This is a genomic window from Flagellimonas sp. MMG031 (assembly GCF_040112705.1).
Taxonomy (GTDB): domain Bacteria; phylum Bacteroidota; class Bacteroidia; order Flavobacteriales; family Flavobacteriaceae; genus Flagellimonas.
On record NZ_CP157804.1, the window covers coordinates 567,279 to 593,076 of the forward strand.

The following is a 25,798-nucleotide window of genomic DNA, read 5'->3' on the forward strand; positions in this document are numbered from 1 at the left end:
GTATCCCTGCAATTTGTAGTTTTAACCATCACCAAGAACAAAACACCCATGGTCGATGCCCATATTTTAGTGGTCGATGATAACAAAAGTGTACTGAGCGCTTTGGAGATCCTCCTTCAGTTTGAATACAAAAGTGTGCAGACCATTTTTAACCCGAACCAGATTTCCTCTTTCCCAAATCTCGAGGATATTGACATTGTGTTGTTGGACATGAACTTTTCCGCCGGGGTGAATACGGGAAACGAAGGGTTGTATTGGCTCAATGAAATCAAAAAGAGGTCTCCCCATACTTCCGTGATTATGATGACCGCCTACGGAGCGGTGGACCTTGCCGTGAGGGCCCTCAAACAAGGCGCTTCCGATTTTGTGCTCAAACCTTGGAACAACGAGCGTTTGATGACCACGGTAAAATCTGCCTACGAACTGAGAAAATCCAAGCAGGAAATCCACAACCTGAAGAAAAAGGAGAACAATTTAAAGCAGGTCATCAACGAGGGGCGAAATTACATCATCGGTAAATCCAAAGCATTGACCACCGTGCTCAACTTGGTGGCCAAGGTAGCCAAGACAGATGTAAATGTCTTGATTACAGGGGAAAACGGTACGGGAAAGGAATTGATTGCTCGGGAACTGCACCGTTTATCTACCCGGAAGGACGAGGTTTTTATTGGGGTGGATATGGGGTCCATTGCCGAAAATCTGTTCGAGAGTGAACTTTTTGGGCATACCAAAGGCTCTTTCACCGATGCCAAGGAAGATAGGGCGGGCAAATTTGAGGCCGCCCACCAAGGCAGTCTTTTTTTGGATGAAATTGGGAACCTTTCATTACAAATGCAGGCCAAACTCTTGTCGTCCATCCAAAATAAATCAGTAGTTCGCGTAGGGTCCAACAAACCTATCAATGTGGATATTCGTTTGATTTGTGCCACCAATTGCAATCTGGAGCAAATGGTTGCCGATGGACTGTTCCGGGAGGATTTGCTGTACCGCATCAACACCATCCACATAGAAGTGCCGCCTTTGCGAGAACGTGATGATGATATTTTGGTACTTGCCGATTTTTTCCTGAAAAAGTTTGCCCATAAATACGATAAAAGCGGTTTGCGGATGAACCAATTGGCCCAAGAAAAGCTGATGGAGTACCCTTGGCCCGGAAACATACGGGAATTGCAGCATACCATGGAACGTGCCGTAATCCTCTCAGATGGTAGTGTGCTGAAACCCTCCGATTTTTTATTGCATGCCAAGCCCATGCAATCCATGGACAGTGAACCCATGACCCTAAATGAAATGGAACAACAGATGATTCTAAGGGCATTGGAACAAAACGAGGGCAATTACAGTGCCGCGGCCGAACAATTGGGCATTTCAAGGCAAACACTCTACAACAAGTTGAAGAAAAAGAACGACTGATGGCGAGCAGAAATTTTTACATCCAGCTCATTGTCCGCGTAGTGTTTCTCACTCTTACGGCCATCGCCATGGCCTTTTCATTGGCCTACCTTTGGTACTTTACCATGGGGGTTTGTGCGCTTGCCTTGGTAATACAGGTGTTTTCCCTAATCACCTTTATCAACAGGACCAATAGGAAAATTGCCTACTTTTTTGATGCCATCAAGAACGAAGATTTTACATTGCGCTTTCCTGAGAGCGTTACCATAGAGTCCTTTAAGGAACTCAACCGTAGCCTGAATCGGGTGAACGGCTTGATCCATGAGGTCCATTTGCAGTTGCAGATACGGGAACAATACTATCAGGAAATTTTGAAGCAGGCCAGTATCGGGATTATGACCTTCAACGCAAAAGGACACATCCTCTTTGCCAACCCCACCTTGGAGCAGTTGTTGGACTACACGCCCCTCAACCACATCAAACAGCTAAAACAAGTAGATGAAAAACTCTACGAAATCTTCAAGGATTTTAAACCCTTTCAGCGAAAGCTGTTTCAACTGTCCAACGAAAGGGAACAGACCCAATTGGCCTTGAAGTCGTCGCCCTTAAAACTGGACGGGCAGGAGCTGCTATTGGTGGTGGCACAGGATATTCACAAGGAACTGGACGAAAAGGAAACCGAGTCTTGGGTGCGTCTTATCCGGGTGCTCACGCATGAAATTATGAACACTATTACCCCGATTACCTCAATATCCGACTCCATCATCAAATATTATCGCAAGGGAAGCAAGATCACGCCCTTGGAGGAATTGGAAGAGAGCCAGATAAAAAATACGCTCAAAGGCTTGGAGGTGATCAAGGAACAAGGTGGCGATTTGATGGATTTTGTGCAATCCTATAGAAGTCTGCTGCATGTACCGGACCCCAACAAAATCCTTGTAAAAGGGAAAGCACTTCTGGATAAGATAGATGTGCTTATGTCCGCTCGGCTCACCGATGGCAACAGTGCATTTAAAACGGTATGCAATCCGGAAAACCTTGAATTTTATATTGATGAAAAACAGATTTCCCAAGTATTGATCAATTTGGCGAAAAACGCATTGCAATCTGTGGAAAACACCGAAAACGGTAAGGTGCTGATAGTGGCCGGAACCGATGAAAACGGCTCTAAATTTATTGATGTGATAGATAATGGCCCTGGCATCCCGCCCGAGGTAATGGACGAAATTTTTGTGCCCTTCTTCACCACCAAAAGCGAGGGAACCGGTATTGGATTAAGTCTTTCCAAACGAGTTATGCAACTTCATGGTGGAGGCATACAAGTACGTTCCGTACCCCATAAAGAAACGGTTTTCCGACTTACCTTTGCCTAATCTTGTTATGAAAAAAGCCCTTTTGGAATTTTGTTGGGAATACGTTGACGAGCGAATGGCGCGGCTCAAAAAACAGAGCGATGAGCTCCAAGAATCTCTGGGTTCCGAAACCAAAAGTTCGGCAGGGGATAAGCACGAAACGGGTAGGGCCATGGTGCAATTGGAACAGGAAAAACTGGGTCAACAATTACAGGAAGTCGATGCTACCCGAAGCATTCTCAAAAAAATCAATATTGAAAAGCCGTCGGAAAAAATACGTTTGGGGTCTTTGGTAAAAACAAGTATGGCCACTTATTTCATCGCTATATCGGCAGGGGCTTTTAAATATAATGATACAACTGTTTACTGTATTTCAGCAAGCGCACCCATAGCGCAATTGTTGTTGGGTAGGAAAAAGGGTGAAAGCTTTGCTTTTAACGGAAAGGAGCAATCGGTTTTGGAGGTAGATTAGGAGCCGTCTTCCACAAGTTTCATATCCGATTTATCCCGATGGAAAACAATAACAAGAAAAAGGATTCCGATAATAATCAAGAACACGATTTCAATACGGGATAACAGCTGGTTCATCCCCAAAGATTTTTTGGAACGCTGAGTGAGGTTCCGCCCTTCCGACAGTTGCACCTCAGCAAGCTCATCCAAATCTCTGCTAATGTTGTTCAATACGGAAACAATGGCCTTCTGGGAATTATCTTTTTGGTCCAAATTGGCTTCCAGTGTTTTGAGTTCGGTATAATTGTCTTTTAAATTGGTCAAGTATCTGGACTCTTCCGGAGTTAGCTCTGTTTTTTCAAAATCCGATAGGATGCCTTTTATCTTCGGATATTGTGGAATTGCTTTGATATTCTCCGGATTATTGGCCAAATACAATTCCTTTTTATGAAACAAATTGTTCAGTGTGTAAATATATTCTTGCACTACCAAGCGGTCCTCAAAAACAGAGTCCACGCCATGCTCAACTGTAGAAAAGTTACGGTTGTTCAACCGGTTGGATGCAAGAACCAATAAAAATGCTGCTGCAAGTATCAGGCCTGCGTTTATTCGCTGTTTTATGGACATTTTTTTTGGCATTTTCTTGCTTTTCTTGTTTCTATTGAGCGTTAATTTATTAAAATAAATCCGCCCAGCCATTAGCTAACCATTCTAATTGAGCAAACCTATTGCCTTAAGCTGAGCGGAAATCATCAATCAACTATAGTACACTTAACTCGCCAGACTCAAGTGCATCTTTCAAATCTGCTTTAACAACAGGGTGACTGTTAAAAAATCTTTTACCATCGGTTTTTTTGATTTTGACCACTACGGTGCCATCTTTTTTCTCTTTAATGTCGGTTACCACAACCTTGTTTCCAACCACTGTTTTATAATTGGCAATGCCTCCTTTTTTAATGATGAAGTTGGCTCTCGGGAAATCAATGTGCTTGAACTTTGGGGTGTCCGGCTTACCAATTTCCAACACATCACCAACTTTTATATCTTGGGGATTTGCGTTTTGTGCATTGATATTTGTGGTTGCTACCACGAACAGAAGTGCTAAAATTATTTTTCTCATAACTATCTAATATTTAAGGTTTACAATTAATTTTCATAAATCAAAACTGGATGATACTTGGTGCGACTGTTCTACGCCGACTATCTTAAAGGATTTGATATCTGATGGAAGGCCTAACTGTATTCGATCGTCCACCGCAAGTCCGACCAAACTCGCTCCCAGCGTACTCACTACGGAAATCATATTCTTTTTAAGATCGTCCCGAGTCGATGGGACCAGTTGAAACGTTTTCCTTTCGCCATGCAGGAACTCCACTGTTACTTTGGAGTTCAATCGAACCACATCGTCGGGCATATCGGAATCATCTTCCACCAATGCTTTGTCAATCCTATCGCCCAATTGCTCCAAAGCATCTTTATGGGCATAGTCCTCATAATACCTGTGAAAGTTCAGTATTCGTTTCAACGTTAGATAATCCTTCTTTTCCATGATAAGGCTTCCGTATTTCATTTCCAGTTCTTATCAAAATCAGGGAGCTCAAACAGCATCCCAACATTTTGACCATATAAAGGCAAAGCGCGTGCCATTCGAAAGAACAACCCTGGGATAAAACTGGTAAAAATTTGATTATGAGTTACTTAAACTTTTTTAATATGAAATGAATGAAACGTGAGTTCGGGTAATTTTTACCCGGTAGGGGCGAAATGCCCCAGTGATTATTTCAATTTTTCGCGTAGTGTTTTACGATTGATGCCCAAAATTTCGGCAGCTTTGGTTTTGTTGCCCTGTGTGGAAAGGAGCACTTCTTGAATGTATTCCTTTTCTTTTTGTTGGAGTGTTTTGAATCCCTTTTTAGGGAAATCGATTTTGTACTTGAGCACATCGGGCAGATGCTGCAATGTGATTTCGCCATCGCACATAATCACGGCCCGCTGCACCACATTTTCCAGTTCACGGATATTGCCTGGCCAAGAATATCGTTTTAAAACTTCAAGGGCATCATCAGTAATACGAACAAAGCGGTCTTTGTACTCTACTCCGTACTTTTGGAGAAATTGCTCCACCAGCAGCGGAATATCCGAAGGTCGCTCCCTCAGCGGCGGCACCTCAACGGTCACAACCGATAATCGATAAAAAAGATCTTCCCTAAAGGTTTTTTTCTGAATCAGTTCGTCCAAATCACTGTTGGTGGCGGCAATGACACGAACGTCCAATTTTTCGGGTTTTTGAGAGCCTATTTTGGTGACTTCCTTTTCTTGGAGCACACGTAGCAACCTATTTTGAACAGGCAAGGAGGCATTTCCGATTTCATCCAAAAAAATAGTGCCCCTGTGCGCCGCCTGAAAAAAGCCATCACGATTCTCGTTGGCGCCCGTGAATGCACCTTTGGTATAGCCAAAAAGTTCGGCCTCCAACAGATTCTCGGGAATGGCCCCACAATTCACTGCGATAAAGGGTGCCCGGGAAAACTTGCCGGAGTAATGAATGGATCTTGCCACCAGCTCCTTTCCAGTTCCGCTTTCGCCGCGAACCAAGACCGTGGCTCGATTGTCTTTTACCCGATCTATGATTTGGGTCACTTTTTGGAAGGCTTCGGAGTTTCCGATCATATCGGAATACCCGTTGGTGGCCACAGGTATTGCCGGTGGTGTTTTATCTGTTTTCTTTGATTCCTTACTGGCAAGTGCTTTTTTTACGGCCAGCTCCAGCTCAACTTTGGTAAAAGGTTTGGTCAAATAATCCGTTGCCCCGTGCTTGATCACACTCGATGCATCTTCGACAGATGGAAATCCCGTCACCACCAACTTGGGCATATGGGGATAATGTTCCGCCACATATTTCACCAATTCCAGCCCATCGATCTCCGGCATATTGATGTCCGTCACCAATAGGTCAATCTCTGTATCCTTTAGGATATAAAGCGCTTCCTTGACCGAAACCGCCTTATAGGTATGGTAATCCATTGACTTTAGGTGCCGTTGCAGCAATTCCAAAATGTCGATATCGTCATCGACCAGCAATATGTTCTCCTTTTTTAGCAAAGTGGTTATTTTTTAGGGAATTGCAAGGTAAAGATAGTGCCTGCCGGGGTATTCGGGGTAACTGCAATGCTGCCTTGGTGACTCTGCACAATGCCGTGCACTACGCTAAGTCCCAATCCAGAACCTTCACCCACAGGTTTGGTGGTAAAAAATGGGTCAAAAATATGTGCTTTGGATTCTTCCGGTATGCCCGGCCCTTGATCGGCAATTTTTAGGATGATATTTTCTTTTTCAATCGCCAATGAGACTGAAATCGTGCTTTTTGGCGGCGCAAAATAGATGGCGTTCACTATAAGGTTGAAGACCACCTGAGTCAGCTGGATTTTATCAATACGAAGTTCAATGGTTTCTTCGGAATGTTCAAAGTCACAAGAGACATCATTTTGGCGCAAGGTAGTCCGCAGCATATTGATGGCCTCTTCTATCACCTCAACCACATTGATGACTTCCCTTGTTTCGGGCATTTCGCAAGCGAAGAACATCAGTTTTTTGACCACTTCGCGTGAAAAAATCGTATTCGTGATGATTTTATCCAAATCCTTGAGGGCTTGAGGGTCATCACTTATGTGTTCCTGTAGAAGCTCGGTAAAGCCCAGAATGTTGGCAAGCGGTGTGTTGAGCTCGTGGGCGATACCGGCCGTAATCTCTCCCAATATCCGAAGCCTGTCAGCTTGTTCCACCTGTCGGCGTATCTGCTCTTCCTTTTCTTTGATTTCCTTGCGTTCCAATAGGTTGCCCACCTTTAAGCACACATTGTCCAACAGTTGTTGCTCTTCCTCCAAAAAATCCTTGAGTTGGTATTTCGGTGACGGATACCCCACCTTGATTTCACCTCTAGGTTTGTTGAACACGGTTATGACCGACTCCAAAAACACGTAATCTTCTCCTTTCTCCTCGGTTTTGATAAAATAATCAGAGTTGGATAAGAGCACGTACGTATCCTCATTAAACTGCCAAGCACGCTGCAAACACTGCACAATGCCGAGTAGCGCCGTTTCCATATCGTCATAATCGCAGTTGACGATGAGGGATGTTACCTCATACAAACAGGTGAGTTCCTTGATGCGTTCCTTAAGTTTTTGTTCGGCAGTGAGCATGTTCTTCTCCTTTGTAGCAAATTAGTGAATTCTTAGGATTTGGGGGTTGCATGGTCTAAAGTCACTGAAGGTATTTAATCCTACTCGTTGGAAGATTCAACGTTCACAAACGGACTGCAGGTCTGTTCGGTGTGGTACAACAGCCCTTGGGTCGACATCCCCTCGATAATTATTTTGACCTCCTGTTGTTCGTTGAGGGGAACCGTGATTGAATGTGGTATCTCCGAGCTGACCTTAACTTGACTTTCCCACCAAATAGCGCCATATCTTTTGTACAAAAACGAACTATAATCCGGGTAATTGGGGGTAAAATAAGCTTGAGGACGATTGAACCCTTTAGGAATCGCAAAACTTGTGAAACGCGCTTCCCTGCCATACAATTCATCATAGTCGTATCGTAAAGACAACGCAATAAATGGCCCTTGATGAGGCATAACGTACTTATTATAAACGATTGATGCTATGGATGAAAGTGGCATTGAAATAAGGTCTCCCGGATTGGCGGGAACTCCTCCAATCGAGACGGGCACCGGCGCGATACCCGGCGCGTTAAAAACGTAAACGCCAATACCTCCCTCCTGAACATTCGGCCGAATCTGAAAGCCCAATTTTTGGATATAACTTATAAATGAGTTGTGCTGGCTTAAGGCTGTTTTATCAATTATTCTAGCTTCTATTTCGGTGGTTATCTGGAATTTGGTGTTCTCCTTTATCTTTTCCGAAACTACTACCTCATCAAGCGATATCGTTCTATCGGTTAGGTCTAGGTCTTCCCCTATTTTAAAAAGCGCAGGTTCTTGTTCAATTTGGTTTCTTTTGGCCAACCATTTAGAATAATCAAAAGTATCCAAACGATGATTATCGAATTTTAGTTCTGCTTTTGGCTTTCTGAGTTTTCCCTTTTCGTCCAAAACACTGACCAAGACCGAGTCGTTCTCGAATAAGGGAAGTCTCCCCCCAAAGTTCTTGTTTGATGAAAGATCAAAGAAATTGACTGTACCGAACGTTTGGGACATTATCGAAACCTGTTTTTCACTTTTGAGGTCGGCATCCAAAATTTTACCGCTGAAGGCTATGCTTTCTTCAAATTCGTAGGTGATGTTTTCGTTAAGTTCTTTGCCCATAAGCTCGCCGAATTTTTGGCTGCCTTCCATGAGCAACCTCGTATCCATTTGATAGTCCCTGGAACGGTCTGCGCCTTCAAAAAAATACCTGCCATCAAGAAACTGCTGCTGAAGGTAAGGTTGTACCCAAAAGGATGAACTTATCGAATTGTTAGGGTAATATGCTCTTGATTCCACCGGAAGTACCGATATGCTTAGATTGGCTTGTTCATTTCCTTCTGGCAGCATCAGGTCTATCTGAAGTGAGTCTTGGTTTTGGGTCAAGCAATAACTGATATTTACCGAATGTGGCTTTATATCCAAACTTTGTTTGTTGAAGAACATTCGTTGTGATACGGGGCTCATATCTTCGTCCAAAATGACCGCCGTATTGATTCCGCTTGGGATTTGATTGCGGCCAATGGAAATGGGCGTGTTGTTGGGGTCGATTTCATAACGATGCATGTAAGTGCCCTCCGTATGATTAAAAATTGCCATCGAAAATTTTGTGCCATCTTTTACATGTAAGCTTGGTTTAGATCTTTTGGAACGTATCACAACCACCTCTTTTGCCGTATTGTCCACGCTTATTCCAATTCCCTGATGCGGTTCAATTTCCAATTGATGTGTTGTCCAAAGCCCTTTTATTCCTTTAATTTTTAAAAAATAGGATTCGTTTGGTTCGGCAAAAAAGCCAAACCTGCCTTGGCCCAACTCGTTTGTTTGAATATCCGACTGAATTTGTTTGCCGCTTTCAGTCAACAGATAAATGTCGTTAGTTTGTATAGGACGCCTATGCCCATCAACAACCGTAAAACCAACACTGTTGTATGCATCTGCAATGATTTGTTGTCCTTCAGGATGAACGAGAATTGTCAAATCATCCTTGCCCTGGCTCATTTGCTTGGTCTTCCCAACAATCTTGATTTGTTGAAGAAACGGAGTGGCCGACTCAAAGTTTTTCATATAGTTGGTCCAAGCCATCAACGTATAGGAATCCTCAACAAAGGTGGAATCAATGGAAAAATCGCCATAGGAAATACCATTGTTTACAAGGAGCATTTTCTTTTGTAAAGCCTTTCCTTCCTTTGAAAAAATGCCAACATGTAAGTTCGTAGTAGTTGAAGAAGGCAAATGTTGGCGTTGGTCTTTCACATACGCTTTAAACCAAAGGTGCTCTCCTTTGAAAAAAGCCGTTTTGTTCAAATGTAGATGGATATTTTCAAGCAATGGAGGGGCTTCCGAATCTGCTTTTGCCGCATCTTGTCCAAGGGCGACAACGGACAGAATCAAAAGAATGGGGAATACGATAATGTTTCTAGCGCGAATCACTATCCCTAAAGATAGCACATTATCTAAGTATTCCGAACAGATGCCTTCAGAAATTTCTTTCAAGGAGGGGTGGTAAAAGCTCAGTCTCAACATAAAAAAGCCCTAAATGGTTGGGGTTTTCCATAGCAACACTAGCAATAATTCCAGTGCAACATATTCCCACATTTTTTGTAATATTGATTTCCCTCCGCTAAACTCATTTTAATATGGGATTTTTTCTTTCGTTTCCGAAAGGGAAAGGCTCCTTAACTAATAGTATTTGAACACATAGACCGAATGGCAAAGACAACCACTGAAGAACCGTTGGAAAAACAACTCTGGAAAGCAGCCGACAAGCTGAGAAAAAACATTGACGCTGCGGAATACAAACACGTAGTACTCGGACTCATATTCCTGAAATACATCTCAGATGCGTTTGAAGAACTCTACGACAAACTAAAAGCAGGCGAAGGAGAATATGCAGGGGCTGACCCAGAGGACAAAGACGAATACAAAGCTGAAAATGTGTTCTTCGTGCCAGAGAAAGCCCGTTGGTCTTACCTACTCTAACAAGCCAAGCAACCCACCATTGGAAAGTCGGTAGATGAAGCCATGGACTTCATTGAAAAAGAAAACGTTTCGCTGAAAGGTGTTTTACCTAAAGTCTATGCCCGACAAAATCTTGACCCGACCAGTTTAGGTGAACTCATAGACATGATTGGAAACATTGCCTTGGGTGATGCCAAAGCCCGAAGTGCTGATATATTGGGACATGTGTTTGAATATTTCCTGGGTGAATTTGCCTTGGCAGAAGGTAAAAAGGGCGGACAGTTCTACACGCCAAGAAGCGTAGTTGAACTATTGGTGGAAATGCTTGAACCTTATAAAGGCAGAGTGTTTGACCCTTGCTGTGGTTCAGGTGGAATGTTTGTTCAGTCTGAAGAATTTGTAACTGAACACCAAGGGAAAATCAATGATATTTCCATTTACGGACAGGAAAGCAACCAAACCACTTGGCGACTGGCAAAAATGAATTTGGCCATTAGAGGCATTGACAGTTCACAGGTGAAGTGGAACAACGAAGGCTCGTTTTTGAATGACGCCCACAAAGACCTGAAAGCGGATTACATCATTGCCAACCCACCGTTTAACGTGAGCGACTGGAGCGGTGATTTATTGCGTACCGATGGCCGCTGGAAATACGGCACACCACCAACAGGTAATGCCAACTATGCATGGATTCAGCATTTTATGTACCACTTGGCACCAAGCGGGCAAGCAGGTTTTGTATTGGCTAAAGGCGCTTTGACTTCTAAAAGTGGCGGTGAAGGCGAAATTAGAAAAGAACTGGTGGAAGCCGATTTGATTGACTGCATTGTAAACCTGCCTGCCAAGTTGTTTTTGAATACCCAAATTCCTGCTTCGCTGTGGTTTATGAGCCGTAACCGTAGCAATGGCAGATTCCGCGATCGAAGGGGTGAAATCTTGTTCATTGATGCTCGGAATATGGGCACACTCATCAATAGGCGCACCAAAGTACTGATGCCCGATGATGTGGCCAAAATTGCCAACACCTACCACAACTGGCGCAACAAATTCCCCTCCAATGGAGGGGTGCCCGCCAAAGGCGGGCGGGGTGGTTATGAAGACATCAAAGGCTTCTGTGCTTCTGCTACCAAAGAACGAGTAGCTGAATTGGATTATGTACTCACCCCTGGCCGCTATGTAGGCTTGGCAGACACAGCAGATGACTTTGACTTTGCCGAACGCTTTACCAGCCTAAAAGCCGAGTTTGAAGCCCAACTCAAAGAAGAAGCTGAACTCAACGAACGAATTGCTGCTAACCTTCAAAAAGTGAAGATTGATGAGTGAGTGGAAGCAATATTCGATTGAAGACTTTGCTGAAGTAAAGAACACCCTTAGAATCCCGCTCAGTAAGTTGGAGCGAGAAAAACGACAAGGGGATTTTCCATATTATGGTGCGTCTGGAATTATAGACTATGTAGATGATTATTTATTTGAAGGCGAACATGTCTTAATATCAGAGGATGGTGAAAATTTAAAGTCAAGAAAAACCCCAATTGCTTTTAAAGCTGATGGTAAATTTTGGGTCAATAATCATGCTCATATCTTAAAGGGCAAACGAGATGAATTTAACGATTTACTTGTTTACTATTTCGCAAATCTCAATATCAATGAGTTCATTACTGGGGCTGTTCAACCCAAGTTGAGTAAATCTAACTTACTTTCAATTCCAATATTTCTGCCAGAAGATGAAGAAGTCATTTTAGAAATTGTAGACTTTCTTAAATCTCTTACCGACAAAATAGACCTGCTGCACCGCCAAAACCAAACCCTGGAGCAAATGGCGGAGACGCTGTTTAGGCAGTGGTTTGTGGAGCGAGAATCAGAATTAATTCCACTAGGTGAATGTATTAGAACGACATCAGGCGGTACGCCATCTAGAAAAAGAATGGATTTCTACGAAGGTGGTATATACCAATGGGTCAAATCCAAAGAGCTAAACGGTGGCTACATTTTCGATACAGAAGAAAAAATCACATTAGAAGCACTGAAAAAGTCGAGTGCGAAGTTATTGCCTGAGAACAGTGTATTAATTGCAATGTATGGGGCTACGGTAGGTCAATTTGCAATTATTGGTCAGGAAGCCACATGTAATCAAGCTATTTGTGCTTGTCTTCCTAATGATGAATTCCCATACACATTTATTTACCACACTATCAAAGCAAATGTTGACGAACTAAAAAGCAGAGCAGTCGGCTCTGCTCAGCAAAATATTAGTCAGGTTCTTATCAAAAGTTTGGAAATTTCTGTGAACGAAAACATTGACAGGTTTCATGCAGAAGTTGACCCTATGATGCAGAAAATTAAAGCAAATTATACCCAAATCCGTACCCTAACCGCCCTGCGGGATACGCTGCTGCCGAAGTTGATGAGTGGGGAGGTGAGCTTGTCGAACTTTAGGGAGGTGCGGCTGTCTGACTAAATATTTTGACTTACATTTGCTGTCAATCAAAATAATTATATCTTTGTTGTGAAAATAACCTTTGACGATAAAAAGCTGGAAAAACTGGCGAACGACTTTAAGAAGTGCCAAAAGCAGATGGGGCCAATTCGTGCAAAGCTATACAACAAAAGGCTTGGCGACCTGCACAACGCCCTAACCCTGGAAGACGTTCGATACTTGCCTGGGCATTATCATGAACTCACAGGTGACCGTAAAGGACAGTGGGCCTGCGATCTTGACCAACCGTACAGGCTGGTTTTTGAGCCACACGAACAACCCATTCCCACAGATGAAGATGGAAAATACATCTGGCTTGAAATCAAAGGGGTGGAAATCATAGAGATCACCAACTATCACGGCAAATAAGGAACAAGACAAAGGCAGAACACATGGCAACTAAAACAAATCAATATCATCCGCAAATAGCTTTTCATCCTGGCGAAACGCTAGCTGAAAAGTTGGAGGAACTGGGTATGGGACCGAAAGAATTTGCTATCCGTACAGGCAAGCCCGAAAAAACGGTAATAGCGATACTCAAAGGCAAAAGCAGCATCACACCAGAAATGGCGGTGCAATTTGAACATGTACTCAAAATTCCTGCTCACTTTTGGCTGAATATGCAGCGTAATTATGATGAATACATGGCAAGAGAAGAACGCCAAGAACTGCTTCAAGAAGCAACAGAGTGGGCAAAATCATTCCCTTATTCGGATTTGGTCAAAAAAGAATGGATTCCTGCTAGACCCTCCATTTTGGAGAAAACATCCGAGTTATTGGCTTTTTTCGGCATCAGCAGTCACGCAGCTTGGGAGGACTACTACTTTAATCAGCAGCTTAAAGTGGCTTTTCGTATTTCTCTTGCTCATACCAAAGAACCCTACGCGATATCAGCATGGTTACGCAAAGGTGAACTACAGGCCGCTGAGTTGCCTAAAATGCCATACAATGAGAGGTTGTTTAAAGATGCCTTGCCTGAAATTAAAAGCATCATGGCAGCGCATCCTGCAAACTTCTTTGAAAAGCTACAAGCACTTTGTTTAGAAGCAGGTGTAAAAGTGGTGCATACACCCAATATTAAAAAAGCACCTATAAACGGAAGTACACGATGGCTTGGTGACACGCCACTCATTCAATTATCAGGCCGGTACAAAAGAAATGACAGCTTTTGGTTTACATTTTTTCATGAAGCAGGCCATATCATCCTTCATGGGAAAAAGGACATCTTTCTTGAAGACGTTGATTATTCAGATAAAGACTTGGCAAAGGAGGAAGAAGCAAACAACTTTGCAGTCAAATGGACCCTTTCAAATGAGCAAGAAGAAGAAATCATACAACGATATTCACTTACCGAAGATGATGTGCTGGAATTTGCTGAAAAATTCAACACGCATCCTGCCATCATCATAGGTCGTTTGCACCATAAGAAACTATTGCACTACTCAGTAGGAAGACAGTTTATTGAACCTGTAGAGTTAGCATAAGCCTTGACAAGAATAACTGAACATAGCATAGAAGATTTTGCCATCAAATTGTTGGAGCATTTGGGCTATGAATACATCTATGCACCAAGTATTGCCCATGATGGCGAAAATCCCGAGCGGAGTTCATACGAAGAAATCCTACTCACCCATCGCATGGCAGAAGCCGTGCGAAGAATTAATCCAACCGTGCCATCTGCTGCACAGGAAGAAGCCATCAAAGAAATTCAGCGGATCCATTCGCCAGAGTTACTGACCAATAATGAGAGCTTTCATCGCTTATTGACCGAAGGAATCAAAGTCAGCTATCAAAAAGATGGACAACAAAGAGGAGATTTGGTGTGGTTAATCGACTTTAACACACCCGAAAACAACGACTTCATAGTTGCCAACCAGTTTACGGTGGTAGAAGATGGCGTAAACAAACGCCCTGATGTCATTCTCTTTGTCAATGGAATTCCTTTGGTGGTCATCGAACTCAAAAATGCAGCAGATGAAAACGCCACAATCAAATCTGCTTTTCGTCAAATAGAAACCTACAAAGCGGTCATTCCAAGTCTGTTTACATACAATGCGTTCACGATTATTTCAGACGGACTGGAAGCCAGAGCAGGAACTCTTTCATCGGGCATGAGCCGTTTTATGGCGTGGAAATCGGCAGACGGCAAAGAAGAAGCTTCGCACTTGGTAAGCCAAATGGAAACGCTCATCAATGGCATGCTCAACAAAGAAACCTTGCTGGATTTGGTTCGGCATTTCATCGTTTTTGAAAAGTCCAAAAAAGAAGATGCCAAAACAGGCGTTACCACCATTTCAACCGTCAAAAAATTAGCCGCCTACCATCAATACTATGCCGTAAACCGAGCGGTGGAATCTGCTATCAGAGCTACGGGGCACAATTCCCCTCCTGTGGAGGGGTGGTCGCAGACCGGGGTGGTTCCTAATCCCAGAATCAAAGAAATTAGCAGAGCCACTAAAAACTACTTCTCACTTCCTTATAACCCAAAACTAAAGGAACGAGCACGTGAACTTCGAAAAGCAGGAAACCTTCCAGAGGTCCTTTTCTGGAATCAAGTAAAAAATAAACAATTTAAAGGTTTTGATTTTGACCGTCAGAAAATCATTGGCAACTATATCGTTGATTTCTATTGTGCTAATTGTGGAGTTGTAGTCGAAATTGATGGCAGTAGTCATGATAATAAAGTGGAATACGATGCTGAGCGAGATGCTTATTTAGAGTCACTCGGATTGACGGTTATTCATATACCAGTGAATGATGTCATGAAGCAAATGTCAAGTGTAATGAATATGCTTTATGACCACCCAGCTCTGTCGAACACAAACAAACCACCCCGCCTTTCAGGCACCCCTCCACAGGAGGGGAATTTTGTGATGGAATCGCCTGAAAGCTATGGTGTGGCAGGTGTAAAATCACAACCCAAAGGTGACCGAAAAGGTGGTGTAGTTTGGCATACCCAAGGAAGTGGTAAATCCCTTTCCATGGTGTTTTTCACGGGTAAAATCGTATTGGCCTTGGACAATCCTACCGTTGTTGTCATCACCGACCGTAACGATTTGGACGACCAACTCTTTGATACGTTTGCTTCTTCCACACAGCTATTGCGTCAAGAACCGAAGCAGATTGAAAACCGAAACGACCTAAAGGAAAAACTGAAAGTGGCTTCTGGCGGTGTGATTTTTACCACCATTCAAAAATTCTCGCCCGAAGAAGGCAATGTGTATGAAACGCTTTCGGAACGGGAAAACATAGTGGTAATCGCTGATGAAGCCCACCGAACACAATACGGTTTCAAAGCCAAAACCGTGGATGACAAAGACGAGCATGGCAATGTGATTGGTAAGAAAACTGTGTACGGTTTTGCCAAGTACATGCGTGATGCTTTGCCTAATGCCACATACATCGGTTTTACAGGAACACCTATTGAAAGCACCGATGTAAACACCCCTGCCGTTTTTGGAAACTATATTGATGTCTATGACATTGCCCAAGCAGTTGAAGACGGTGCGACCGTTCGCATTTATTACGAAAGCCGATTGGCGAAAGTGAACCTGAGCGAAGAAGGCAAAAAGCTGGTTGAGGAACTGGATGATGAGTTGGACGGTGAAGAACTCACCGAAACCCAAAAAGCAAAAGCCAAATGGACACAATTGGAAGCCTTAATCGGCAGTGAAAACCGCATTAAGAATGTAGCTAACGACATCATTCAGCATTTTGGTCAACGCCAGGAAGTATTTGAAGGTAAAGGAATGATTGTGGCCATGTCAAGAAGAATTGCCGCTGATTTGTATGAGGAAATCATCAAACTAAAGCCTGAATGGCATTCAGATGATTTGGACAAAGGTGTGATTAAAGTCGTAATGACTTCATCATCTTCGGATGGGCCAAAAATCGCCAAACACCACACCACCAAACAACAAAGAAGAACGCTTGCCGACCGAATGAAAGACCCAGACGATGAATTGAAACTGGTAATTGTTAGGGATATGTGGCTCACAGGCTTTGATGCACCGAGTATGCACACGCTTTACATCGACAAACCGATGAAAGGCCACAACCTGATGCAAGCCATTGCACGGGTAAACCGAGTGTACAAAGACAAGCCAGGTGGCTTGGTGGTTGATTATTTGGGTATTGCCTCTGATTTGAAGAAAGCACTTTCGTTCTATTCCGATGCAGGTGGAAAAGGCGACCCAACCATTGCTCAAGCACAGGCGGTTGAATTGATGCTCGAAAAACTGGAAGTGGTTTCGCAGATGTACAGCGGTTTTCCGTATGAAGATTATTTCCAAGCGGAAACAGGACAAAAACTTTCCATGATACTTGCTGCCGAAGAACACATTCTCGGACTCGAAGACGGTAAGAAACGATACATCAATGAAGTAACTGCATTGTCCAAAGCCTTTGCGATTGCCGTTCCACACGAGCAAGCAATGGACGTAAAAGATGAAGTTTCATTTTTTCAAGCAGTTAAAGCACGTTTAGCCAAGTTTGACGGTACAGGTTCAGGCAGAACCGATGAAGAAATTGAGACGACTATTCGTCAGGTTATTGACCAAGCCTTGGTTTCTGAACAAGTGATTGACGTTTTTGATGCAGCAGGAATCAAGAAACCTGACATTTCCATTCTATCCGAAGACTTTCTGATGGAACTCAAAGGAATGGAACACAAGAACGTTGCTCTGGAAGTTTTGAAAAAGCTGCTTAATGATGAGATAAAAGCTCGTTCCAAAAAGAACTTGGTAAAGAGTAAGTCGCTCAAAGAAATGTTGGAGAATTCCATCAAGAAATACCACAACAAGATTTTGACGGCAGCCGAAGTGATGGACGAACTCATCAAGTTGAGTAAGGAAATCGTGAACATGGATAGTGAAGCCAAAAAGCTTGGACTCTCTGACTTTGAATATGCTTTCTACACCGCAGTAGCGAACAACGACTCAGCAAAACAACTCATGCAGCAAGACAAGCTGAGAGAACTCGCTGTGATTTTGACCGAACGAGTAAAGCAAAACGCTTCCATTGACTGGACAATTAAAGAAAGCGTACGAGCGAAATTGAAAGTAATCATCAAGCGGACTTTGAGACAATACGGCTATCCACCAGATATGCAAAAACTGGCGACAGAAACGGTATTGAAACAAGCGGAAGCGATTGCGAAGGAGTTGACTGGCATTTAGAAAAGATTCTTTCTTGCCTAGAACAAAAAAACCCGTACATAATCAGCACGGGTTTTTTAAATGATGTGGTCCCACCTGGGCTCGAACCAGGGACCACCTGATTATGAGTCAGGTGCTCTAACCAACTGAGCTATAGGACCGCATTTTGCGGATGCAATATTAGTGTTTATTTTTCTACAGCGCAAGGTTTTCCCACTAGCCCTCTTTTATTTCTTGGCATAGCTCCACCAAAACGCCATTTGTGCCCTTTGGGTGCAAAAAAGCCACCAACTTGTTGTCTGCCCCTTTTTTGGGGGTTTCGTTCAACACTACAAAGCCCTCACCTTTCAATCGCTCCAGTTCCGAAACAATGTCCTCCACCGCAAATGCGATATGGTGAATGCCCTCCCCTTTTTTCTCTACAAACTTGGCAATGGGGCTATCCGGTTTTGTGGCCTCCAACAGTTCAATTTTATTGGGCCCCGATTTAAAAAAGGAAGTCCTTACCCCTTCCGAGGCCACTTCCTCTACTTTATAATGAGGCACCCCGAAAAGTTTGGCAAACAAGGCGTTGGAAGCCTCTAAATCCTTTACGGCAATGCCGATGTGTTCAATTTTGTCCATAGAAGTATCCATAGCTTTAAAATACGTAGCTTTTTTCAAAATTACGCACTGTAAATGGTTAATCCTGTGACGTTAGTCATTAATTCGCTTATTTTTGCAGTATGGAGGAAACACAAAGACAGAAAAAAATAGCGGGAATCATTCAAAAGGATTTGGCCGATATCCTACAACGTGCTGCGACCGACGGTGGCCTTAAGGGAACTTTGATCTCGGTGTCCAAAGTTTCCGTGACCGTAGACCTGTCCTTGGCCAAGGTATATGTCAGCATTTTTCCGAACAAAGGCGCCAAGGAATTGTTGGAAGGTATTAAAGAAAACCAAGTAGCCATCCGATACGAACTGGCCCAGCGCACCAAGCACCAACTACGTCGTGTGCCAGAACTCAACTTTTATCTGGACGATTCGTTGGAGTACATCGAAGGAATTGAGAAATCGCTGAAGCGAGAGGAAAACCCTATCGAGAATAGGGACCTGCTCGACAAACGCAAGAAATCCTGATTTTGAACTTTCCCCTGTATATCGCAAAGCGCTACTTGCGTTCCAAAAGCAGCCAGAATGCGGTGAACATCATCAATTTCATCACTTTTTTGGTGATTGTGATCGGTTCCGCAGCACTTTTTATCGTGCTTTCCGCTTTTGCAGGGCTACGGACCTTCAGCCTTTCCTTTTCCAACACCTTTGATCCCGATTTAAAGGCTTCGCCCACCATCGGGAAGCATTTTACCGTGTCGGCGGATGAAGAATTGGCCCTTGCCAACATCGAGGGACTGGCCAACTATGCCAAAGAATTGGAGGAGCGGGCCTACCTTACCTATAAAGAGAAAAGTACCATTGCCTACATTAAAGGAGTGGATGAGCATTACCGAGCCGTTACTGGGGTCGACAGTACCCTGATTTTTGGGAATTGGGGTTCGGATGTCTATAGTGGCGTTATCGGTATCGGCATCTATAATTTGCTGGGTGTTCCGATGAACAACCGCACGGCAATGGAAGTCCTTGTGCCCAAACCAGGCGAAGGGTCCTTTTCCCAACAAGGCCTCAATGCCAAACCGTATGATGATCTGGCCCTAGTGGTGAGCGGAGTGTATGCCGTGGAAGAAAGCTTGGATAAAAAGTATGTGTTTGCCCAACTCCCCATTGTGCAAGAGCTGCTGCAAAAGGACTCTACCGAGATTTCCGGTATCAATTTTAAATTGGTGGAAAAGGCCTCTGCGGATGATGTCCGTAACGCCATAAAGGAAGTCTTGGGCGATAAGGTGTCCGTTTTAACGCGTAGGGAGCAAAATACCTCACTATATCGGATGCTGAACACCGAAAATTTAGCCACCTATTTGATTTTTACCTTGGTGTTGATCATTGCCCTTTTCAATGTGGTCGGGGCCATTATCATGATGATTTTGGACAAACAACAAAATTCCAAAACACTGTACAGCTTGGGAACCACCATTAAAGAACTGAGGCGTATTTATTTTATCCAAGGCATCTTGGTCACTTCCTTTGGTGGATTGATCGGTGTGTTGATCGGTACACTTCTGATTGGATCACAATTGGCATTCGGTTGGTTGAAGATTACACCTACCCTGGCTTATCCCGTAGAATTCAATATCATCAATATCTTGATTGTTATCGGAACGATTGTGGTATTGGGCTTTATCTCCTCAAAAATCGCGAGCAGCCGAATCAACGAAAAGTTGATTTCCGCTTAAGCGAACTGGAAATCGCCGAACTTCTCTTCCACCTCGTCAAAAGCGGCAAAAACATCGGCGGCATCGTCACTGGTCACCATTTTCATGCGGTATTCCTTAAAGTGTGGTATGCCCTTAAAATAATTGGTGTAGTGCCTACGGGTTTCAAAAACGCCTAGTTTTTCCCCTTTCCAGTCAATGGCCATCTGTAAGTGCCTACGGGCGGCATCCACCCGTTCTTGCATGGAGGGAGGTGCCAAATGCTCCCCTGTTTTAAAGTAGTGTTTCACCTCATTAAAGAACCATGGATAACCAATGCTTGCCCTACCGATCATGGCTCCGTCCAGTCCAAATTCGTCGCGCATTTTCACTGCGGCTTCTGGCGTATCCACATCCCCGTTGCCAAATACTGGAATGTGCATACGTTGGTTGTTCTTCACCTCGGCAATGGGTTTCCAGTCGGCTTCGCCCTTGTACATCTGCACACGGGTACGTCCGTGAATGGAAATGGCCTGTATCCCAACGTCCTGTAAGCGCTCTGCGACCTCAACAATTTTAATGGAACTGTTGTCCCATCCCAATCGCGTTTTTACGGTAACGGGCAATTTGGTTCGCTTTACAATTTCTTCGGTGAGTTTGACCATCAAAGGAATGTCGCGCAAAATACCGGCCCCTGCATTTTTACAGACCACCTTTTTTACGGGACAGCCAAAATTGATGTCGATGATGTCTGGGTTCGATTTTTCCACAATATCCACGGCTTGGAGCATCGAATCCAATTCGGCGCCAAAAATTTGGATGCCTACGGGCCGCTCTTTTTCGTAAATGTCGAGCTTAATGACACTTTTGGCGGCGTCCCTAATCAATCCTTCCGAAGAGATAAACTCCGTATACACCACATCGGCACCCTGCTCCTTGCACAGTTTTCGAAAAGGAGGGTCGCTCACATCTTCCATGGGAGCTAGAAGAAGCGGAAAATCAGGTAGTTCTATGTTTCCAATTTTTGGCAAATCCTTTGTTTTTTGGACTGCAAAAGTACAAAATAGGCGGCAAATCCAAACTTAGTTCTGCGATTGCAGTCGGTCGCGTTCGTTTTTATCGATACCTCTTTGGTTATCCTCCAACCTAAAGTTCCCAAAATTATAGGTGAATCCAAAACGGATGAACTGTGTTTCGGGGCGTCTACGATAAAAATTGTCCTGATTCAGGTATTGCGAACGATAGGTGGGCACATACTGCTCCAAGATATCCTCTGCGGCAAGTGAAAGCACTATCTTATTGTCAAACAAGGTCTTGCGAAGGCCAAGCGTCAAATTAAACTGCTCATCGGACACGTAAGAGCCAAAGAGAAATTGCGATACATAGGTGGCGGCGACTTCCCCGGTAAAGGTTCCATCTTTGGAAAGGGTCAAGTAATTGCCCAAATAAGCGTAGACCCCATTCACCTCGTTGGTGAAGGGTACATTGCCGCTTTCCTCGGCCAAAAATGTTTCCTCTTCATGAAACAACGAAGTATAGGCGTACAGGAACCACGGATTCAAAATGGACTTGCTCAAGGTAAAATCCAATCCATAGGATTTACTTTCCAGTACGTTCTGTTTCAACTCTACCAAGGTTTGGTTCTCATTGTCCTGAAATACCAAATAGGCTATGTTCCGGCCATTATCGCGATAGTATACATCAAAGAAGTACTCACTGTTGAGCGTGTAGTTGAAGTTGAAGTTATTGCTAAAACTTGGCCTCAAACCCGGATTTCCTTCCTCAAAGTCGTTCTCGTTGTAAAAAAATCGGAAAGGATTCAGGTCGTTGTACTTGGGTCGGTTAATATTTCTTCCATAATCAAAGGAAAAGCTATGCTTGTCCGATGGCGAGTAAAGCAGGTACAGGGAAGGGAACGGCTCAAAAAAGTCCTGCGTATTTACCTGATCTAAGGTCTCCGAAATACCTTCGGCCTGTGTCAACTCACCGCGCACACCCAATTTCATGGACCATTTTTCCCAGTTCTTCACAAAGCTCAAATACGCAGCGTAGACTTTCTCATCGTAGGTATACTCATCGGAGAGGGAGGCATCAACTGTATTGCTCGAACCGTTGAAATTGAAAAAATCGAGCTTGTTTTCGGAATATATCGATGAATATTTCACTCCCGATTCAAAAGAGGCATTTCCGATGGGCGTAGCGTAGTCGATTTGACCTGTAAAAATTTGAATGTTTTGGTCGGTTTCCGAATCAAAACCAAAATCCCTTAAAAAAGTGCCGTCCGCATCAAAATAATCGGAGGCCAATCGTTGGAACGTCTCCCCGTTAAAATAGGTGTAATGACCGTTGGCCCGAATTTGCGCACCGGGTTTTTTGAGTTTGTGCACGTAAGTAAGGTCGAAGGCCAAGTTGGTATTGTCCATGTTGGCATTGTTCTGGGTGGTGAAGGTCGAATCCAACTCAGCCTGCGCATTGCTGATTTCGTTCCTGAGCAGGGTCTGTTGCTCTTGGTCCAGATTGAACAACAGGTTGGAGGTCAGATTGAGACTATTGCGGTCATCAAAATCATAATCGAGGATAAAACTGGCATTTTGCGACTGCGAGCGGTCCGTTTGATTGTAATCTGTGTCCCAAACGGAGAAAATCGAATTGGTATCATCGATAAAACTGATGCCCTTTTTGGTTTTATTGACCTCTTTTTGGGGGTTGATGGTGTAATTGGCAAACAGATTGAGTTTATCCGTTTTGTAATAATGGCTCGTCCCGATACTGTACTTGGGGAATACCGCCTGGGTGAAGGATCCATTTACACTACCCTTATAGCCGGGAACAATGTTTTTGCTAGTGACAATGTTCAAAATCGGTCCACCCTCGGCATCATAGCGGGCGGGTGGATTGGCTATCACTTCCACCGACTTGATGTTGGTTCCCGAAAGCCCTTGCAGCAGATCCTGTACCTCCTGCCCTGATAGCTGCACCTTTCTATCATTGAGGTAGACCGTGGCATTTTGGCCGCGTATCATCAAATTATCCTGATTGACGATAACGCCGGGCGTATTTTTAAGGATGTCCCATGAGGTTCCCTGCGAAACCACTGTGTTTTCCACCGTAAAGACCAGTCTGTCCGGCAATCGTTGGAGTTTGGGACGCTGAGCCGTGACCACTACCTCATCCAATTCATTGCTCTCCATGGGAATGATCAAAGCACCGAGGGATACGTCCTTTTTAATGTCCAATGCTCTGGGTTCGGAGCCCCTGCCCACATAACTCGCTTGCAGCAGATACAGGTTGGGCTCGACTTGCAAAAGCTCAAAAAAGCCTTCCTCATTGGCCGAACTTCCTTGAACAAAGGTGGAATCCGTAGCCTTTAACAGCAAAATATTGGCGTAAGGTATTATCTGGTTCTGCTCGTCCACCACCTTTCCGGTAATCTTAAAGGTTTGGCCATAAGCGCCACCTAAGGATAGGAGCACCCATATAAGTACGGTGGTGAGGTTCTTCATTAGAGGTTTGGGTTGAACCTCAAATCTAAGAAATTATTTTTGAGCGAAATAGCCCCTTATTTTCTTATTGATAAAAAACCCTTTATGGGTATGTAAAACAATTATATTTGCAGTTGATAAAATCCCTTTTTTAGGGTATCTTATTATTGTTATGGAGAAGATCAGGAATTTTTGCATCATTGCACATATTGACCACGGTAAAAGTACCTTGGCCGACCGTTTGTTGGATTTTACCGGCTCGGTGACCGAACGCGAGAAACAGGACCAATTGCTCGACAGCATGGACCTGGAGCGCGAACGTGGAATAACCATTAAGAGCCACGCCATTCAAATGGATTACGAGCACAACGGTGAAAAGTATGTGCTCAACCTGATCGACACTCCCGGACACGTCGATTTCTCATACGAAGTGTCACGTTCCATTGCGGCCTGCGAAGGAGCGCTTTTGGTGGTAGATGCCGCCCAGAGTATTCAGGCTCAGACTATTTCCAACCTCTATTTGGCGTTGGAAAATGATTTGGAGATTATCCCCGTACTCAACAAAGTGGACCTTCCCAGTGCCAATCCCGAAGAAGTAACGGATGATATTGTGGACCTTTTGGGCTGCAAGCCGGAAGAGGTGATTCCAGCCAGTGCCAAAACAGGATTGGGTATTGAAGAAATATTAACGGCGATCATCGACCGTATTCCCCCACCAAAAGGGAACCGTGACGAGCCGTTGCAGGCCCTTGTTTTTGATTCCGTGTATAATCCTTTTAGAGGGGTGGAAACCTATTTTAGGGTTGTAAACGGAGAAATCACCAAAGGCCAAAAAATTAAATTCGTCGCTACGGGAAGATCCTACGAAGCGGACGAAATTGGTACCCTAAAGCTGACCCAGCATCCCAAAAACAAGATTTCGACAGGGGATGTGGGCTATTTGATCACCGGTATAAAAGATGCACGCGAGGTAAAAGTGGGTGATACCATCACCGATTCGGCCAACCCTACCAAAAACCCCATCAGTGGTTTTGAGGACGTAAAGCCCATGGTTTTTGCTGGAATCTATCCCGTAGACACTGAAGATTTTGAGGATTTGCGGTCTTCCATGGAAAAATTGCAATTGAATGACGCTTCGCTGGTGTTTACACCTGAAAGTAGTGCTGCTCTGGGCTTCGGTTTTCGTTGTGGATTCTTGGGCATGTTGCATATGGAGATCATTCAAGAGCGTTTGGAACGTGAGTTCGATATGACCGTGATCACTACGGTGCCCAACGTAAGCTACCACGCCTACACCACCAAAGGTGATGAAAAACCCATTATCGTTAACAATCCCTCCGATCTACCGGACCCATCGACCATTGACCGGGTAGAGGAGCCCTATATTAAGGCGACCATTATCACCAAGGCCGACTTTGTGGGCAATGTGATGTCACTTTGCATTGAAAAGCGTGGACAAATCGTTAACCAGACCTATTTGACCACCGAGCGGGTCGAGTTGATCTTTGATATGCCCTTGGCTGAAATCGTTTTTGATTTTTATGACCGTTTGAAGACGGTTTCCAAAGGATATGCTTCTTTTGATTATTCCCCCATTGGCATGCGCACGTCTAAATTGGTACGGGTGGACATCCTGCTGAATGCGCAACCCGTTGATGCGCTTTCTGCATTGGTTCACTTTGACAATGCCTACCACATTGGTAAAAAGATGTGCGAAAAACTAAAGGAACTCATCCCAAGACAACAGTTCGATATTCCAATACAGGCCGCCATCGGTTCCAAGATCATTTCAAGGGAAACCATCAAAGCCTTGAGAAAGGACGTGACCGCCAAGTGTTACGGTGGAGATATATCGCGTAAACGTAAACTTTTGGAGAAGCAGAAAAAGGGTAAAAAGAGGATGCGCCAAGTAGGCAATGTGGAAATACCACAGCAAGCCTTTATGGCCGTTCTTAAATTGAACGATTAATAAGGTCTTCTCTTTAGGCTCTAGTTTTGATTTGATTCAGAAATGGAACTCCTCCACGCTATCCCTTTCTTG

At 44.0% G+C, this 25,798-nt stretch carries 21 protein-coding genes and 1 tRNA gene; 12 read left to right on the top strand and 10 right to left on the bottom strand.

Annotation, left to right across the window (positions count from 1 at the left end; all coding sequences use genetic code 11):
• Window positions 1-48 precede the first annotated feature (48 nt).
• Genes ABNE31_RS02525 through ABNE31_RS02535 form a run of 3 tightly spaced genes read left to right on the top strand, consistent with a single transcriptional unit; the run spans window position 49 to window position 3,216 of the window.
• Window positions 49-1,413: a sigma-54 dependent transcriptional regulator gene (locus ABNE31_RS02525; protein ID WP_349353019.1), complete on the top strand. Its 1,365-nt coding sequence runs from the start codon at window positions 49-51 to the stop codon at window positions 1,411-1,413.
• Window positions 1,413-2,765: an ATP-binding protein gene (locus ABNE31_RS02530; RefSeq protein WP_349352253.1), complete on the top strand. Its 1,353-nt coding sequence runs from the start codon at window positions 1,413-1,415 to the stop codon at window positions 2,763-2,765. The genes ABNE31_RS02525 and ABNE31_RS02530 overlap by 1 nt, the downstream gene beginning before the upstream one ends.
• Before the next feature lie 7 nt (window positions 2,766-2,772).
• Window positions 2,773-3,216 (top strand): 3-oxoacyl-ACP synthase, encoded by a 444-nt coding sequence (locus ABNE31_RS02535; RefSeq protein ID WP_349352254.1) that lies wholly within the window; start codon window positions 2,773-2,775, stop codon window positions 3,214-3,216.
• On the opposite strand, the gene ABNE31_RS02540 is transcribed toward ABNE31_RS02535, so the two are convergent.
• The 6 genes from ABNE31_RS02540 to ABNE31_RS02565 all read right to left on the bottom strand — a co-directional run bounded on the left by ABNE31_RS02540 (window position 3,213) and on the right by ABNE31_RS02565 (window position 9,891).
• Entirely contained in the window at window positions 3,213-3,821 is a 609-nt protein-coding gene (locus ABNE31_RS02540) for a hypothetical protein (RefSeq protein WP_349352255.1), read from the bottom strand. The genes ABNE31_RS02535 and ABNE31_RS02540 overlap by 4 nt on opposite strands.
• A 133-nt stretch (window positions 3,822-3,954) precedes the next feature.
• Window positions 3,955-4,314 carry a hypothetical protein gene (locus ABNE31_RS02545; protein ID WP_349352256.1) on the bottom strand — a complete coding sequence of 120 codons (360 nt, stop codon included), beginning with the start codon at window positions 4,312-4,314 and terminating at the stop codon, window positions 3,955-3,957.
• A gap of 33 nt (window positions 4,315-4,347) precedes the next feature.
• Window positions 4,348-4,764, bottom strand: coding sequence for a GreA/GreB family elongation factor (locus ABNE31_RS02550; RefSeq protein WP_349352257.1), 417 nt, complete (start codon window positions 4,762-4,764; stop codon window positions 4,348-4,350).
• Window positions 4,765-4,970: 206 nt separating this feature from the next.
• Window positions 4,971-6,296 (bottom strand): sigma-54 dependent transcriptional regulator, encoded by a 1,326-nt coding sequence (locus tag ABNE31_RS02555; RefSeq protein ID WP_349352258.1) that lies wholly within the window; start codon window positions 6,294-6,296, stop codon window positions 4,971-4,973.
• Between the two features lie 5 nt (window positions 6,297-6,301).
• Window positions 6,302-7,393, bottom strand: a complete 1,092-nt coding sequence (locus ABNE31_RS02560) for a HAMP domain-containing sensor histidine kinase (RefSeq protein ID WP_349352259.1) — start codon at window positions 7,391-7,393, stop codon at window positions 6,302-6,304.
• 80 nt (window positions 7,394-7,473) lie between these two features.
• The gene (locus ABNE31_RS02565; RefSeq protein WP_349352260.1) at window positions 7,474-9,891 is read right to left on the bottom strand and encodes a hypothetical protein; all 2,418 of its coding nucleotides are present in this window, start codon (window positions 9,889-9,891) and stop codon (window positions 7,474-7,476) included.
• A gap of 213 nt (window positions 9,892-10,104) precedes the next feature.
• Here ABNE31_RS02565 and ABNE31_RS02570 point away from each other — a divergent pair, with 213 nt between their 5' ends.
• Genes ABNE31_RS02570 through ABNE31_RS02595 form a run of 6 tightly spaced genes read left to right on the top strand, consistent with a single transcriptional unit; the run spans window position 10,105 to window position 18,009 of the window.
• Entirely contained in the window at window positions 10,105-10,377 is a 273-nt protein-coding gene (locus ABNE31_RS02570) for a type I restriction-modification system subunit M N-terminal domain-containing protein (protein ID WP_349352261.1), read from the top strand.
• A gap of 42 nt (window positions 10,378-10,419) precedes the next feature.
• Window positions 10,420-11,679, top strand: coding sequence for an N-6 DNA methylase (locus tag ABNE31_RS02575; protein WP_349352262.1), 1,260 nt, complete (start codon window positions 10,420-10,422; stop codon window positions 11,677-11,679).
• The gene (locus ABNE31_RS02580; protein ID WP_349352263.1) at window positions 11,672-12,814 is read left to right on the top strand and encodes a restriction endonuclease subunit S; all 1,143 of its coding nucleotides are present in this window, start codon (window positions 11,672-11,674) and stop codon (window positions 12,812-12,814) included. The genes ABNE31_RS02575 and ABNE31_RS02580 overlap by 8 nt, the downstream gene beginning before the upstream one ends.
• Before the next feature lie 48 nt (window positions 12,815-12,862).
• Window positions 12,863-13,201 carry a killer suppression protein HigA gene (locus ABNE31_RS02585; RefSeq protein ID WP_349352264.1) on the top strand — a complete coding sequence of 113 codons (339 nt, stop codon included), beginning with the start codon at window positions 12,863-12,865 and terminating at the stop codon, window positions 13,199-13,201.
• Window positions 13,202-13,224: 23 nt separating this feature from the next.
• Window positions 13,225-14,316: a HigA family addiction module antitoxin gene (locus tag ABNE31_RS02590; RefSeq protein ID WP_349352265.1), complete on the top strand. Its 1,092-nt coding sequence runs from the start codon at window positions 13,225-13,227 to the stop codon at window positions 14,314-14,316.
• A 3-nt stretch (window positions 14,317-14,319) separates the two neighbouring features.
• Window positions 14,320-18,009: an HsdR family type I site-specific deoxyribonuclease gene (locus ABNE31_RS02595; RefSeq protein WP_349352266.1), complete on the top strand. Its 3,690-nt coding sequence runs from the start codon at window positions 14,320-14,322 to the stop codon at window positions 18,007-18,009.
• A gap of 66 nt (window positions 18,010-18,075) precedes the next feature.
• On the opposite strand, the gene ABNE31_RS02600 is transcribed toward ABNE31_RS02595, so the two are convergent.
• Both ABNE31_RS02600 and mce read right to left on the bottom strand, forming a co-directional pair.
• Window positions 18,076-18,149, bottom strand: a tRNA-Ile gene (locus ABNE31_RS02600).
• Between the two features lie 55 nt (window positions 18,150-18,204).
• The gene (gene mce / locus ABNE31_RS02605) at window positions 18,205-18,612 is read right to left on the bottom strand and encodes a methylmalonyl-CoA epimerase (RefSeq protein WP_349352267.1); all 408 of its coding nucleotides are present in this window, start codon (window positions 18,610-18,612) and stop codon (window positions 18,205-18,207) included.
• Between the two features lie 101 nt (window positions 18,613-18,713).
• On the opposite strand from mce, the gene rbfA reads away from it, so the two are divergent.
• Together rbfA and ABNE31_RS02615 are read left to right on the top strand one after the other, a co-directional pair.
• Window positions 18,714-19,109, top strand: a complete 396-nt coding sequence (gene rbfA / locus ABNE31_RS02610) for a 30S ribosome-binding factor RbfA (protein ID WP_119607165.1) — start codon at window positions 18,714-18,716, stop codon at window positions 19,107-19,109.
• Between the two features lie 2 nt (window positions 19,110-19,111).
• The gene (locus ABNE31_RS02615) at window positions 19,112-20,317 is read left to right on the top strand and encodes an FtsX-like permease family protein (protein ID WP_349352268.1); all 1,206 of its coding nucleotides are present in this window, start codon (window positions 19,112-19,114) and stop codon (window positions 20,315-20,317) included.
• Here the strand turns inward: ABNE31_RS02615 and dusB are convergent.
• Complete coding sequence (gene dusB / locus ABNE31_RS02620) at window positions 20,314-21,306, bottom strand: tRNA dihydrouridine synthase DusB (protein ID WP_179383205.1); 993 nt, start codon at window positions 21,304-21,306, stop codon at window positions 20,314-20,316. The genes ABNE31_RS02615 and dusB overlap by 4 nt on opposite strands.
• A 51-nt stretch (window positions 21,307-21,357) precedes the next feature.
• The gene (locus ABNE31_RS02625; RefSeq protein ID WP_349352269.1) at window positions 21,358-23,778 is read right to left on the bottom strand and encodes an outer membrane beta-barrel protein; all 2,421 of its coding nucleotides are present in this window, start codon (window positions 23,776-23,778) and stop codon (window positions 21,358-21,360) included.
• Between the two features lie 151 nt (window positions 23,779-23,929).
• Between ABNE31_RS02625 and lepA the strand changes: the two genes are divergently transcribed.
• Window positions 23,930-25,726 carry a translation elongation factor 4 gene (lepA, locus tag ABNE31_RS02630; protein WP_179383207.1) on the top strand — a complete coding sequence of 599 codons (1,797 nt, stop codon included), beginning with the start codon at window positions 23,930-23,932 and terminating at the stop codon, window positions 25,724-25,726.
• Window positions 25,727-25,798: the final 72 nt, after the last annotated feature.